Source organism: Streptomyces africanus (assembly GCF_002150735.1).
In the GTDB taxonomy this organism is placed as follows: domain Bacteria; phylum Actinomycetota; class Actinomycetes; order Streptomycetales; family Streptomycetaceae; genus Streptomyces; species Streptomyces africanus.
The window spans coordinates 1-13,495 of record NZ_MUKA01000236.1 but is presented as its reverse complement, the minus strand read 5'-3'; the positions used below and the strand labels follow the sequence as shown (position 1 = coordinate 13,495).

Sequence of the window (13,495 nt, the reverse complement as noted above, 5' to 3'; positions counted from 1 at the left end):
GTGCTTTCCAGGTTCCCGCTTCCGCGTTTCCCTTTCCGGCGGTTCCGACTTTATCAGAAGTTCTGAGTCGGATTTCCCTTCCTCAGCCGGGCATGGTCCCCGTGCCTGAGTCGGCCGGGTGCCCCTTCGGAAGGAGTTGTAAACCTACTGGAGCGGGGCTCCTCGATGCAAATCGAGGAGCCCCGCTCCCAGTTGGCGCCTGCTCAGGCCCGACGGACCGTCAGACCTCCACCACCACAGGCAGGATCATCGGCCGGCGCCGGTACGTGTCCGAGACCCACTTGCCCAGCGTGCGGCGAACGAGCTGCTGGAGCTGGTGGGGTTCGACCACGCCGTCCTGGGCGGAGCGCTCGAGTGACTCCGTGATCCTGGGGATCACGTCACTGAAGGCGGAGTCCTCGATGCCGGAGCCGCGGGCCTGGATGTGCGGGCCTCCGGTGATCTTCCCGGTGGACGAGTCCATGACCACGAAGACCGAGATGATGCCCTCGTCGCCGAGGATCTTGCGGTCCTTGAGGGCCGGCTCCCCCACATCACCGACCGAGAGCCCGTCGACGTAGACGTAGCCCGCCTGGACCTTGCCGGAGATCTTGGCCTTGCCCTCGACGAGGTCGACGGCAACGCCGTCCTCGGCGATGACGATGCGGTCGTGCGGGACGCCGGTCAGGGCGCCCAGCTCGGCGTTGGCGCGCAGGTGGCGCCACTCGCCGTGCACCGGCATCAGGTTCTTCGGGCGGCAGATGTTGTAGAAGTACAGCAGCTCGCCCGCGGAGGCGTGGCCGGAGACGTGGACCTTGGCATTGCCCTTGTGGACCACGTTGGCGCCCCAGCGGGTGAGGCCGTTGATCACGCGGTAGACCGCGTTCTCGTTGCCGGGGATCAGGGACGACGCGAGGATCACCGTGTCGCCCTGGACGATGCGGATCTGGTGGTCCCGGTTGGCCATCCTCGACAGGGCCGCCATGGGTTCGCCCTGGGAGCCGGTGCAGACGAGAACGACCTCGCTGTCCGGGAGGTCGTCGAGCGTCTTGACGTCCACGACCAGGCCCGGGGGGACCTTCAGGTAGCCCAGGTCACGCGCGATGCCCATGTTGCGGACCATGGAACGCCCGACGAAGGCGACGCGGCGGCCGTACTCGTGCGCCGCGTCCAGGATCTGCTGGATGCGGTGGACGTGGCTGGCGAAACTCGCGACGATGATGCGCTTGCGGGCACTGGCGAAGACCTGGCGCAGGACATTGGAGATCTCCCGCTCGGGCGGGACGAAGCCCGGGACCTCGGCGTTCGTCGAGTCCGAGAGCAGGAGGTCGATGCCCTCCTCGCTCAGACGTGCGAATGCGTGGAGGTCCGTGAGGCGGTTGTCCAGCGGGAGCTGGTCCATCTTGAAGTCGCCGGTGTGCACCGCCATGCCCGCCGGGGTGCGGATGGCTACGGCCAGCGCGTCGGGGATGGAGTGGTTGACGGCGACGAACTCGCAGTCGAACGGGCCGATGCGCTCGCGGTGTCCTTCCGCCACCTCGAGGGTGTACGGGCGGATGCGGTGCTCCTGGAGCTTGGCCTCGATGAGGGCGAGGGTCAGCTTGGAGCCGATCAGCGGGATGTCCGGCTTCTCGCGCAGGAGGAAGGGGACGCCGCCGATGTGGTCCTCGTGGCCGTGCGTGAGGACGATGCCCTCGATGTCGTCGAGGCGGTCCCTGATGGACGAGAAGTCCGGCAGGATCAGGTCGATTCCGGGCTGCTCCTCCTCGGGGAAGAGCACTCCGCAGTCGACGATCAGCAGGCGGCCGCCGTACTCGAAGACCGTCATGTTCCGGCCGATTTCGCCGAGGCCGCCGAGCGGGGTGACCCGCAGGCCGCCTTCGGGGAGCGGCGGGGGCGGGCTGAGTTCGGGATGCGGATGACTCAAAAGACTCTCCTCAACCACGCGCGCCACGTACCGGTAGGGCACGTGGCGCGCGTGACGTTCGTGCAGAAGCAGTTGTCGTATGGGTGGTGCGGGCACCGGTGGCCCGCTTATTCAGTTGTGAAGCAGGTGCGCGGGGGCCGCGCGAAGTCTGATGTCAGAGCTGTACCCCGCCGGCGGCAAGATCGATCTTGAGTTGCTCGATCTCCTCGGGCGCGCATTCGACCATGGGGGCGCGCAGGGGCCCGCCGGGCAGGCCCTTCAGGGCGAGCGCCGCCTTGGTCGTCATCACGCCCTGGGTGCGGAACATGCCCGTGTAGACCGAGAGCAGCTTCTGGTGGATCTCGGTGGCCTTCTGGACGTCGCCCGAGGTGTACGCGTCAACGAGGGCGCGCAGCTCGGGGGTGACGACGTGGCCGACGACCGAGACGAAGCCGACCGCGCCCACGGAGAGCAGGGGCAGGTTCAGCATGTCGTCGCCGGAGTACCAGGCGAGGCCGGAGCGGGCAATGGCCCAGCTCGCTCGGCCCAGGTCGCCCTTGGCGTCCTTGTTGGCGACGATCCGGGGGTGCTCGGCGAGGCGGACGAGCGTCTCCGTGTTGATCGGGACGCCGCTGCGGCCGGGGATGTCGTAGAGCATGACCGGCAGCTCGGTGGCGTCGGCGACGGCCGTGAAGTGCCGGTAGAGGCCCTCTTGCGGGGGCTTGTTGTAGTACGGGGTCACGAGGAGCAGGCCGTGTGCGCCGGTGCGCTCCGCCGCGCGGGCGAGTTCGATGCTGTGGTGGGTGTCGTTGGTGCCGACACCGGCCACCACGTGGGCCCGGTCGCCGACCGCCTCCAGGACCGCCCGGACGAGATCCCTTTTCTCCGCATCGCTGGTGGTCGGCGACTCGCCCGTGGTGCCGTTGATGACCAGGCCGTCGTTGCCTGCGTCCACGAGGTGGGTGGCGAGCCGCTGCGCGCCGTCGAGGTCGAGTGCGCCGTCCGCCTTGAAGGGCGTGACCATGGCGGTGAGGACCCGCCCGAAGGGGGTCTGCGGAGTCGAGGTCGGAGCCATGGGTTACACGCTACTCGTTGCTCAGGACCGGGTCTGCCCAAGGGGGAGGCGACAAGTCGTGACAAAGGTGGAGCCCGGCACTGCCTGCTCGGGGGTTCAAGCAGTGCCGGACCCGTTTGATCAGGCTAGATGAACTTCTCGAAATGCCGCAATACGGACACTTCGTGCGGCTGAACCGTACATCTGTACCTGATCGGGGAACCGGGGCACGTTACGGCGCCACGCGTCCGTTCGCGTTGAAGGCCGCGTAGGTGAGCGGCATGAGCCGGGCCCACTCGGCCTCCATCTTCTCCCCGACCATCTCGATCTCGCGCTGCGGGAAGGACGGGACCTTGGCCAGCTCGTGCTGGGTGCGCAGGCCGAGGAAGTGCATCAGCGAGCGGGCGTTGCAGGTGGCGTACATCGAGGAGTACAGGCCGACCGGGAGGACCGCGCGGGCGACCTCGCGGGCGACGCCGGCGGCGAGCATCTCCTGGTAGGCCTCGTACGCCTGCCGGTAGGAGTCCTCCATCACGCGGCCGACCAGTTCCTGCTGGGCCTGGGTGCCCTCGACGAAGACGTACTTGCCGGGGCGGCCCTCCTGGACGAGCTTGCGGGACTCGTCGGGGACGTAGAAGACCGGCTGGAGCTCCCGGTAGCGGCCGCTCTCCTCGTTGTACGACCAGCCGACGCGGTGCCGCATGAACTCGCGGAAGACGAAGATCGGGGCGCTGATGAAGAAGGTCATCGAGTTGTGCTCGAAGGGGCTGCCGTGCCGGTCCCGCATCAGGTAGTTGATCAGGCCCTTGGAGCGCTCGGGGTCCTTGTTCAGCTCGTCCAGGGACTGCTCGCCGATGGTCGAGACACGGGCGGCGAACAGGACGTCCGCGTCGGACGCGGTGTGCTTGACCAGCTCGACGGTCACATCGCTGCGGTAGCTGGGCTTGGGGTCGTCGGCGGGGGTGTCGGTCACGGTTGGCAGGGCCTTCCCATCTCGTCGTGTGGCGACGCCACTCTACGGCCCGGCGAAACGCGTGCGATCGGTGGCGTGCCGCAATGAAGTCGGTGAAACAGGGCACCACTGAGGGAGTTCGTTCGTCTTTACGGACGAGAGTTGATCCGTTCCATCCCCCGAAGGAGAAGCACCCCTGATGTTCGGTCGGCGTGAACCCGTACCGTTTGCCTTTGTTGCCGAGGCCGACAGGTTCCGCAGTAATGTCACTCCCCCACCGCGTGAGCGGCTGTCCGTCGGCCAGATGGCCGGGCGCTGGCTGCTGGGTATGACCATCGTGGCGGGGCTCGTGGGTTCCCTGGTCATCGGGACGCCCGCGCTGTCGACGGGCGACCACCAGGCCTCGCAGCCTCAGCAGTCGCAGGCGTCGCAGAAGAACTGAGCCGCCGCAGACCGGCGATGACTCCATCCGGCCCCCCGCCAGTGGTGACCGGGGACACAGATCGGTAGCCTCACCGGGCACAGCCCACGCATGGATCGAGTGAGGACCAGCCGTGCCCCTGCCCTTCCTGACGGCCGACCGCGTTTTCGAGGCGACGGACGACATTCCGCTGCCGTACGACGACCGTGACCGCTGGCGGCGGCCTTACCGGCCCGGGCCCTGGCGGGTGGGGGCGGCGGCGCTGGCGCTGCTGCTCGCCTCGTTCGTGCTGTTCGCGGCGGTCATCATCGCGGCGACGGCCGAACTGGCCTCGGCCGGTGTGGTCTTCGGCCTCGCGCTGCTGGTCATCGCCGGGGCGCTGCGGCTGCTGCGCATGGGCGTGTGGGTGAGCGCGCGCGGGCTGCGGCACGTGGGTTTCCTCGTGACCCGTACGGCGTCCTGGGAGCAGGTCGCCGCCGTGCGCACGGTGCAGCAGCCGGTGCGCTGGCTGGGGCTGCCCCGGACGGTGCAGGGGCAGGCGCTGCTGCTCGTCCGGCACGGGCAGTCGCCCGAGGGTGGGCCGGCGCTGCTGACCACGCACAACGCGGACTTCGTGGGCCGGTTGGAGGCTTTCGACCGGGCGGCGGACGCGGTGGAGGCGTGGGCGGACGAGTACCGCCCGCACTGACGTTTCCGGGGTGACCCCGGATTCTCGTGCCGGAGGGGCCGGACCGTTCGCGGTCCGGCCCCTCCGGCATGAGTTCCGGCCTGAGTGGGGTGCGGTTCAGGCCGTCTCGGGCTGCTTGCCGTCGTGCAGGGCGATCGCGCGTTGCATCGCCTTGCGGGCGCGCGGGGTGTCGCGGGCGTCGTGGTAGGCGACGGCGAGGCGGAACCAGGTGCGCCAGTCGTCGGGGGCGGCCTCCGTCTCGGCCTTGCGCCGGGCGAAGACCTCGTCGGCCGAGTCCCGGTCGATCCGCCCGCTGGGCGTGCGCCTCAGTTCGTCGACGGGCAGGCCGCCCTCGGCGTCGAGTTCGGCGGCGAGGGCGTTGGCCCTGCGGACGAACTGGGTGTTCTTCCACAGGAACCACAGGCCGATGCCCGGCAGGATCAGCACCGCGACCCCGAAGGTGACGGTGAGGGGCGTGCCGGTCTCGATGAGCAGGACGCCGCGGCTGCCGACCAGGACGAAGTAGACGACCAGGACGGCGGCCGTGAGGGCGTAGGTGAGCTTCGCGCGCATGACGGTCAGGGACTCAGCTCAGGTCCAGGAAGTGTTCCAGGCCGAAGGTCAGGCCCGGGACGCTCCCCACACGGCGGGCGCCGAGCAGGATGCCCGGCATGAAGCTGCTGTGGTGCAGCGAGTCGTGCCGGACCGTCAGGGTCTCCCCCTCGGCGCCGAGCAGGACCTCCTGGTGGGCGAGCAGGCCGCGCAGCCGGACGGCGTGCACCGGCACTCCGTCGACGTCGGCGCCGCGGGCACCGTCCAGGGCGGTGGCCGTGGCGTCCGGGGCCGGGGCGGAGCCGGCGGTGCGGCGGGCCTCGGCGATGAGCTGGGCGGTGCGCGTGGCGGTGCCGGAGGGGGCGTCCACCTTGTTCGGGTGGTGCAGCTCGACGACCTCGACGGACTCGAAGTACGGGGCGGCGATCTGCGCGAACTTCATGGTCAGGACGGCCCCGATGGAGAAGTTCGGCGCGATGAGCACGCCCGTCTCCGGGGACTGCTCCAGCCAGCCCTTCAGCTGCGCGAGGCGTTCGTCGGTCCAGCCGGTGGTGCCGACGACCGCGTGGATGCCGTGGCGTACGCAGTAGTCGAGGTTGGCCATGACCGAGTCGGGCGTGGTCAGTTCGACCGCGACCTGGGCGCCGGTCTCGGCCAGCGTCTCCAGCTTGTCGCCGCGGCTCAGCGCGGCGACCAGTTCCATGTCCTCGGCGGCCTCGACGGCCCGGACCGCTTCCGAGCCGATCCGGCCCTTGGCGCCGAGGACCGCCACGCGCAGCTTGCTCATCTCTTGTGCTTCCTTCACCAGGGGTTGTCAGGCGACGGCGTCGTGCAGGCGGGTCGCCTGTTTGTCCTTCAGCGGGCCGATGACCGACAGGGAAGGCCGCCGTCCCAGGATCTCGCGGGCGACCGAGCGGACGTCGTCCGGGGTGACCGAGGCTATCCGCGTCAGCATGTCGTCGACGGACATCTGCTCGCCCCAGCACAGCTCGCTCTTGCCGATACGGTTCATCAGCGCGCCGGTGTCCTCCAGGCCGAGGACCGTGGAGCCCTGGAGCTGACCGATCGCGCGCCCGATCTCGTCGTCCGAGAGGCCGTGCTCGGCGACGTGGTCGAGTTCGTCGCGGCAGATCTTCAGCACGTCGTGCACCTGCGACGGCCTGCACCCCGCGTACACGCCGAACAGGCCGCAGTCGGCGAAGCCCGAGGTGTACGAGTAGACGCTGTAGGCCAGGCCGCGCTTCTCGCGGACCTCCTGGAAGAGGCGGGAGGACATGCCGCCGCCGAGGGCGGTGTTCAGCACGCCCAGGGCCCAGCGGCGCTCGTCCGTGCGCGACAGGCCCGGCATGCCGAGCACGACATGGGCCTGCTCGGTCTTGCGGTCGATCAGCTCGACCCGGCCGGCGGTGCGCAGGGCACGCCGGCCGCTGCGCGGGGCGACGGGCTCGGCGACTGCTTCCTTGAAGGCACCGGCCTTCTCGAAGGCGGCGCGGACCTGGCGTACCACCTTGGAGTGGTCGATGTTGCCGGCGCACGCGACCACGAGGTGGGTCGGGTCGTAGTGCTTCTTGTAGAAGCGGCGGATGCGGTCGGCGGTGAGGGAGTTGACCGTGTCGACCGTGCCGAGGACCGGGCGGCCGAGGGGGTTGTCGCCGAACATGGTGTGCGCGAACAGGTCGTGCACGCAGTCGCCCGGGTCGTCCTCGGTCATGGCGATCTCTTCGAGGATGGCGCCGCGCTCGATGTCGACGTCCTCTTCGAGGATGAGCGAGCCGGTCAGCATGTCGCTGACGACGTCGATGGCGAGCGGCAGGTCGGTGTCGAGCACGCGCGCGTAGTAGCACGTGTACTCCTTCGCCGTGAAGGCGTTCATCTCGCCGCCGACCGCGTCGATCGCGGAGGAGATGTCCAGGGCGGACCTGCGGTTCGTGCCCTTGAAGAGCAGGTGCTCCAGGTAGTGCGTGGCGCCGCCCAGCGCGGGCGTCTCGTCGCGGGAGCCGACGTGGGCCCAGATGCCGAAGGTGGCCGAGCGGACCGAGGGGAGGGTCTCGGTGACGATGCGCAGGCCACCGGGGAGGGTGGTCTTGCGGACGACGCCGATGCCGTTGGTGCCCTTGATCAGGGTTTGGGTACGGGCGACGGCCCGCGCCTCCGAGGAGGTGCGGGCCGTCGCCGTCGAGCTGGTCGACGTCACTGGTCGGTGTCGTCCTTCTTGTCGTCGTCGCCTTCGCCCTCGATCACGGGGATGAGGGAGAGCTTGCCGCGCGAGTCGATCTCGGCGATCTCCACCTGGACCTTCGCGCCGACGCCGAGGACGTCCTCGACGTTCTCCACGCGCTTGCCGCCGGCGAGCTTGCGGATCTGCGAGATGTGCAGCAGACCGTCCTTGCCCGGGAGCAGCGACACGAAGGCGCCGAAGGTGGTCGTCTTGACGACCGTACCCAGGTAGCGCTCGCCGACCTCGGGCATCGTCGGGTTGGCGATGCCGTTGATCGTCGTACGGGCGGCCTCGGCGGACGGGCCGTCGACCGCGCCGATGTAGATCGTGCCGTCGTCCTCGATCGTGATGTCGGCGCCCGTGTCCTCCTGGATCTGGTTGATCATCTTGCCCTTGGGGCCGATGACCTCGCCGATCTTGTCCACGGGGATCTTGACGGTGATGATCCGCGGGGCGTTCGGGGACATCTCGTCCGGCGTGTCGATCGCTTCCATCATCACGTCGAGGATGTGGAGGCGGGCGTCACGGGCCTGCTTGAGGGCGGCGGCCAGGACGGAGGCCGGGATGCCGTCCAGCTTGGTGTCGAGCTGGAGGGCGGTGACGAACTCCTTGGTGCCGGCGACCTTGAAGTCCATGTCGCCGAAGGCGTCCTCCGCACCGAGGATGTCGGTGAGGGTGACGTAGTGCGTCTCGCCCTCGATCTCCTGGGAGATCAGGCCCATGGCGATACCGGCGACGGGGGCCTTCAGCGGCACACCGGCGTTCAGCAGCGACATGGTGGAGGCGCAGACCGAGCCCATGGAGGTCGAGCCGTTGGAGCTGAGCGCCTCGGAGACCTGGCGGATCGCGTAGGGGAACTCCTCGCGGGTCGGCAGGACCGGGATCAGGGCGCGCTCGGCGAGGGCGCCGTGGCCGATCTCGCGGCGCTTGGGGGAGCCGACGCGGCCGGTCTCGCCGGTGGAGTACGGCGGGAAGTTGTAGTTGTGCATGTAGCGCTTGCGGGTCACCGGCGACAGCGTGTCCAGCTGCTGCTCCATGCGGAGCATGTTCAGGGTGGTGACGCCCAGGATCTGGGTCTCGCCACGCTCGAACACCGCGGAGCCGTGGACCCGCGGGATCGCCTCGACCTCGGCGGCCAGCGTGCGGATGTCGGTGACACCGCGGCCGTCGATGCGCTTCTTCTCCTTGATGACGCGCTCCCGGACCAGGGTCTTGGTCAGCGAGCGGTACGCGGCGGAGATCTCCTTCTCCCGGCCCTCGAACTCCGGCAGGAGCTTCTCGGCGGCGAGCTGCTTGACGCGGTCCAGCTCGGCCTCGCGCTCCTGCTTGCCGGCGATGGTGAGCGCCTGGGCGAGCTCCGGCTTGACGGCGGCGGTGAGCGCCTCGAGGACGTCGTCCTGGTAGTCCAGGAAGATCGGGAACTCGCCGGTCGGCTTGGCGGCCTTGGAGGCGAGGTCCGACTGGGCCTTGCACAGGACCTTGATGAAGGGCTTCGCGGCTTCCAGACCGGCGGCGACGACCTCCTCGGTCGGCGCCTCGGCACCGCCCTTGACCAGCTGGATGGTCTTCTCGGTGGCCTCGGCCTCGACCATCATGATCGCGACGTCGCCGTCCTCCAGGACACGGCCCGCGACGACCATGTCGAAGACGGCGTCCTCGAGCTCGGTGTGCGTCGGGAAGGCCACCCACTGGCCGTTGATCAGCGCGACGCGGACGCCGCCGATCGGGCCGGAGAAGGGCAGGCCGGCCAGCTGCGTGGACGCGGAGGCGGCGTTGATCGCCACGACGTCGTACAGGTGGTCGGGGTTGAGCGCCATGATCGTGGCGACGACCTGGATCTCGTTGCGCAGGCCCTTCTTGAAGGACGGGCGCAGCGGGCGGTCGATCAGGCGGCAGGTGAGGATCGCGTCCTCGGAGGGGCGGCCCTCACGGCGGAAGAAGCTGCCGGGGATCTTGCCGGCGGCGTACATCCGCTCCTCGACGTCCACCGTGAGCGGGAAGAAGTCGAGCTGGTCCTTGGGGTTCTTGGAGGCGGTGGTGGCCGACAGCACCATGGTGTCGTCGTCCAGGTACGCCACGGCGGAGCCGGCGGCCTGCTTGGCCAGGCGGCCCGTCTCGAAGCGGATGGTGCGGGTGCCGAAGGTGCCGTTGTCGATGACGGCCTCGGCGTAGTGGGTCTCGTTCTCCACTAGCGTTTTCTCCGTTACTTTGTCGTCTTTCGTCCCTCGCTGCCCGTATGGCAGGGGGACGGTGGCGGAGAAGCGCTCCGTGCGGTGCGGGCCGGTCTTCGATCGAAGCACCCGGGGCTCGCTTCCCCCGGGGGCCACTACCGAGGACCGGCGGCGGCTAGGCGCGCTTCTCCTCTTCTTGTCGTGCTGTGTCGTCCGTATTGCGTTGTGCTACCACACTACAAAGCAGCGGTGACACTCCGCACGTACAGCAAAGGGAGCGGTCCCCTTTCCTGCCGGGAACCGCTCCCTTCACGGCGTCTTACTTGGCGCCCGCCGCACCGCGGCGGATGCCGAGGCGGTCGACCAGCGCACGGAAGCGCTGGATGTCCTTCTTCGCCAGGTACTGCAGCAGCCGGCGGCGCTGACCGACGAGGATCAGCAGGCCACGGCGGGAGTGGTGGTCGTGCTTGTGGGTCTTGAGGTGCTCGGTCAGGTCGGAGATCCGACGCGACAGCAGAGCGACCTGGACCTCGGGGGAGCCGGTGTCGCCCTCCTTGGTACCGAACTCGGACATGATCTGCTTCTTCGTAGCGGCGTCGAGCGACACGCGTACTCCTCATGGTCTGTGAAGGGCCACCGAGTGCCCCCGGTCTGCTTCTCGGGGGAGCTTCCTTGACTCGGAAGGCGGGGATCCGCTGGGCGCGGCCTCCAGGGCGAGAGCTCGCTCCGGGGGTGCGTACACAAACGGCCGTCGACCAGCGTACCAGGCGGCCAGGGGCGTCTTTGCGCTGGTCCCCGATCCTGCCGGACGGGACGGCCGGCGCCACTAGGGTGAGCGGGTTCGGATCGTTCGTACGGCATCCGGACGTTCGCAACCGGTACGTCGGGAAGGGGTCGCTGCGGCATGGCGGAGACGGCTGAGGAGATCAAGGCACGCAAGGAGCGGGAGCGCGACGAGCTCTACGCCCTCGACATCTCCGGTGTCGAGTGGCACTGCGCGCCGGGCACCGAGGAGCACGAGGAGCGGGTCGAGATCGCCTACCTGCCCGAGGGGGCGGTGGCGATGCGGTCCTCGCTCGACCCGGGCACGGTGCTGCGCTACACCGAGGCGGAGTGGCGGGCGTTCGTGCTGGGGGCGCGGGACGGGGAGTTCGATCTGGAGCCGCGGTCGCACGACGGGGGCTCGCCGGCGGAGTCCGGGCAGTAGTCGCGGCGGTCTCGGTAGTCGCGGTAGTCGCGGTAGTTCCCGCGGAGCGCGACGAGGGGTGTGGCGGGCCGGTGGCCGGCCGTCCCTCGTCGCGCTTCTTCGCGTGCGGTCGCGCTTCCTCGTGATCGGTCGCGCTTCCTCGTGATCGGTCGCGCTTCCTCGTGATCGGTCGCGCTTCCTCGTGATCGGTCGCGCAAGGTGGTTCGCGGTTCTTCACCTTTATTGCCCTGATTGTTCACCAAAGTGTGTGCTGTGTACGTCACTTCCGGGCAGCTTCTGGGCAGGTTGTGACGCGGCGGACAGGTGCTCGGGGGTGGACGGGCCTGCCGAGGTGGCGCTTGTGGTGATTAGGCTGGGACGGGGCGCAGCGTCAGAACCCGTGAGTAGGCGTGGGCGTCCCAGGGGGAGAGCGGGGGAGCCTGGATTCGGACGACCTCGGACGACCCCTCTTACGCCTCAGAACGACTTCGTACGACGTCGGACGACAAGCAAGGGTCGCCCCAGCACGGCATGAGGGTGCTCGACCAACCAGGAGGAACACTGTGAGCAGCGATCGGGACGGGAACCGCGGGGGCTGGGCGACACCCGGCGATGACCAGCCCGACGCGGAGTCCGCGGCAGAGGTGACGGGCGAGTTCACCATCGACTACGCGCCGCCGGCCTGGTACACGCAGAACGCCTCGGGGAATTCCGGCTCGGCGCAGGGGGCGGGTGCGTCCGAGGACTCCAGTGCCTCCGGGGCGCGTGGGGGTTCCGGTGGGCCGAGCGGGCCGGTTCCGCCGCTGCCGGGGCTCACTCCGCCGCCGCATGCCAATCCTTCCGGTGCGGCGTCGTCCATTCCGAGGCAGGGGCAGGGGCAAGGACACGGGCAGGGACAGGGGCAGGGGCAGGCCGCCGGCCCGGCTCCGGCGCCGGCTCCCTCTCCAGCGCCTTCTCCGGCTCCAGGGGCGCCTTTCACGCCGCCCGCGCCGCCGCCTGCTCCGGGCGCTCCGTTCACGCCGCCCGCTCCTCCCTCTCCCCCCGCGCCCGCGCCGGGTACGCCCTTCACGCCGCCCGCGCCTGCTGCGGGCGGGCCGTCTGCCGGGGGGCCGTCTGCCGTGCCCCGGCTTCCGGTGGGGTTCGAGCCGCAGGGAGGGCAGTCGCCGGCGCCGCAGCCGCAGGAGCGGACCGAGGCGCCTGCGGCGGATCCGGCCTCTCCTACGGCCGTGCCGAACATCCCCGTCGGCGGGTATCAGGCGCAGTGGGCGCCGGCCGCTCCGTCGGAGACTCCGGCCGCTCCGGCCACTCCCGAGGCTTCGGCTGCTCCTCCCGCTCCTGCCACTCCGGCTTCCGAGGACGCCGAGCCGGAGAACGGTGACCTGGAGAGCGGTGCCACGATGCGGTTCTCCGCCGTCGCCCTGAAGCGGGAGATCGAGGAGCGTGCCGCCGAGGTCGAAGCGCGGCTGGAGTCGGCCGACGACGACCAGGACGAGGACGAGGCCGGGGACGAGTCCGGCGGTGACGTCGAGGACACTCCCAGCGGCGCCGACGCCGACGCCCAGGCCGATGAGGACGTCTCCTCTGACACGGCCGTCGCGGACGATGCGGCTGACGCGTCCGGTGCGGACGATGCGGCTGACGCGCCCGGTGCCGACGGTGCTGCTTCCGACGACGCCGACAGCGGGGACGCGGACGCTGCGGTGACCGCACCGGAGGAGGAAGCTCCCGAGGACGCGGCTTCTGAGGAAGCGGCTTCTGGGGAAGCGACTCCGGAGGAAGCGACTCCGGAGACCGAGACGGACCAGGCCGTGCCGCAGGACGCCGAGCCTGAGGACTCCGTGCCTGCGGATGCGGCGCCTGCCGACGAGGACCCGGCCGACGGAGCGCCGGCGGACGAGGTCCCTGCTGCTCCCGAGCCGGCCGATGCACAGCCCGCCGACGCCCCGCCCGTGGGCACCGAGCCCGCCGACGCCCCACCCGCCGACGCCGCTCCCGAGGACGGCGTTCCGCAGGACGCCGCAGTGCCGGGTACGGCCGACGCCCAGCCCGCCTGGACTCCCCCGGCACCGCAGGCCATGCCGCCGCTGCCGCCGTCGTACCAGCCGGCCGCCCCGGCGCCGGCCGGCCAGTGGCCCGCGCAGCCGCAGCACCAGCCTCAGCCGCAGGCCCAGCCACAGGCGCAGCCCACGGACCCGAACGCTCCCGCGCAGGAGCAGCCGCCGTTCCAGCCGCAGGCGCCGCAGCCCGCGCCCGCCGCCTGGAACTCGCCGGCCGCGCCGGCGACGCCGCCGGACCAGCCGCCCGCCCAGCCCGCACCGCAGCCCGGCGCCTACGGCTTCCCGCAGCCCGGTACTCCGACCCCGGCCGCACCCGACGCCCAGGGTGGCTA

The 13,495-nt window shown here is 70.2% G+C and carries 11 protein-coding genes and 2 pseudogenes; 5 read left to right on the top strand and 8 right to left on the bottom strand.

Features of this window, described 5'->3' with window-relative positions; translation table 11 throughout:
• Positions 1-220: 220 nt before the first annotated feature.
• From CCL05_RS27595 to thyX, 3 genes are all read right to left on the bottom strand, one after another.
• On the bottom strand, positions 221-1,906 hold the full coding sequence (locus tag CCL05_RS27595) for a ribonuclease J (RefSeq protein ID WP_086563222.1): 1,686 nt from the start codon (positions 1,904-1,906) through the stop codon (positions 221-223).
• 154 nt (positions 1,907-2,060) lie between these two features.
• A complete protein-coding gene (dapA, locus tag CCL05_RS27590; RefSeq protein ID WP_086563220.1) occupies positions 2,061-2,960 on the bottom strand; it encodes a 4-hydroxy-tetrahydrodipicolinate synthase in 900 nt (299 codons plus the stop codon).
• 211 nt (positions 2,961-3,171) lie between these two features.
• Positions 3,172-3,912 (bottom strand): FAD-dependent thymidylate synthase, encoded by a 741-nt coding sequence (gene thyX, locus CCL05_RS27585; RefSeq protein ID WP_086563219.1) that lies wholly within the window; start codon positions 3,910-3,912, stop codon positions 3,172-3,174.
• 178 nt (positions 3,913-4,090) lie between these two features.
• Between thyX and CCL05_RS27580 the strand changes: the two genes are divergently transcribed.
• Together CCL05_RS27580 and CCL05_RS27575 are read left to right on the top strand one after the other, a co-directional pair.
• Positions 4,091-4,333 (top strand): hypothetical protein, encoded by a 243-nt coding sequence (locus CCL05_RS27580; RefSeq protein WP_086563217.1) that lies wholly within the window; start codon positions 4,091-4,093, stop codon positions 4,331-4,333.
• Between the two features lie 112 nt (positions 4,334-4,445).
• Positions 4,446-5,000 carry a hypothetical protein gene (locus CCL05_RS27575; RefSeq protein WP_086563215.1) on the top strand — a complete coding sequence of 185 codons (555 nt, stop codon included), beginning with the start codon at positions 4,446-4,448 and terminating at the stop codon, positions 4,998-5,000.
• 96 nt (positions 5,001-5,096) lie between these two features.
• Here the strand turns inward: CCL05_RS27575 and CCL05_RS27570 are convergent, their stop codons facing one another.
• The 5 genes from CCL05_RS27570 to rpsO form a co-directional block, all read right to left on the bottom strand.
• Positions 5,097-5,552 (bottom strand): tetratricopeptide repeat protein, encoded by a 456-nt coding sequence (locus CCL05_RS27570; protein ID WP_086563214.1) that lies wholly within the window; start codon positions 5,550-5,552, stop codon positions 5,097-5,099.
• A 13-nt stretch (positions 5,553-5,565) separates the two neighbouring features.
• Positions 5,566-6,318, bottom strand: coding sequence for a 4-hydroxy-tetrahydrodipicolinate reductase (gene dapB / locus CCL05_RS27565; protein ID WP_086563213.1), 753 nt, complete (start codon positions 6,316-6,318; stop codon positions 5,566-5,568).
• A gap of 27 nt (positions 6,319-6,345) precedes the next feature.
• On the bottom strand, positions 6,346-7,725 hold the full coding sequence (locus CCL05_RS27560) for a M16 family metallopeptidase (protein WP_086563211.1): 1,380 nt from the start codon (positions 7,723-7,725) through the stop codon (positions 6,346-6,348).
• Complete coding sequence (locus tag CCL05_RS27555) at positions 7,722-9,938, bottom strand: polyribonucleotide nucleotidyltransferase (protein ID WP_086563210.1); 2,217 nt, start codon at positions 9,936-9,938, stop codon at positions 7,722-7,724. The genes CCL05_RS27560 and CCL05_RS27555 overlap by 4 nt, the downstream gene beginning before the upstream one ends.
• Positions 9,939-10,239: 301 nt before the next feature.
• Positions 10,240-10,527: a 30S ribosomal protein S15 gene (rpsO, locus tag CCL05_RS27550; RefSeq protein WP_010042739.1), complete on the bottom strand. Its 288-nt coding sequence runs from the start codon at positions 10,525-10,527 to the stop codon at positions 10,240-10,242.
• A gap of 297 nt (positions 10,528-10,824) precedes the next feature.
• Between rpsO and CCL05_RS27545 the strand changes: the two genes are divergently transcribed.
• From CCL05_RS27545 to CCL05_RS47595, 3 genes and pseudogenes are all read left to right on the top strand, one after another.
• On the top strand, positions 10,825-11,127 hold the full coding sequence (locus tag CCL05_RS27545) for a DUF397 domain-containing protein (RefSeq protein ID WP_086563209.1): 303 nt from the start codon (positions 10,825-10,827) through the stop codon (positions 11,125-11,127).
• Positions 11,128-11,516: 389 nt separating this feature from the next.
• Positions 11,517-11,750: pseudogene (locus CCL05_RS47600) on the top strand (hypothetical protein); the annotation flags it as partial.
• Positions 11,751-12,332: 582 nt separating this feature from the next.
• Positions 12,333-13,495 (top strand): annotated as a pseudogene (locus tag CCL05_RS47595) (topoisomerase II); the annotation flags it as partial.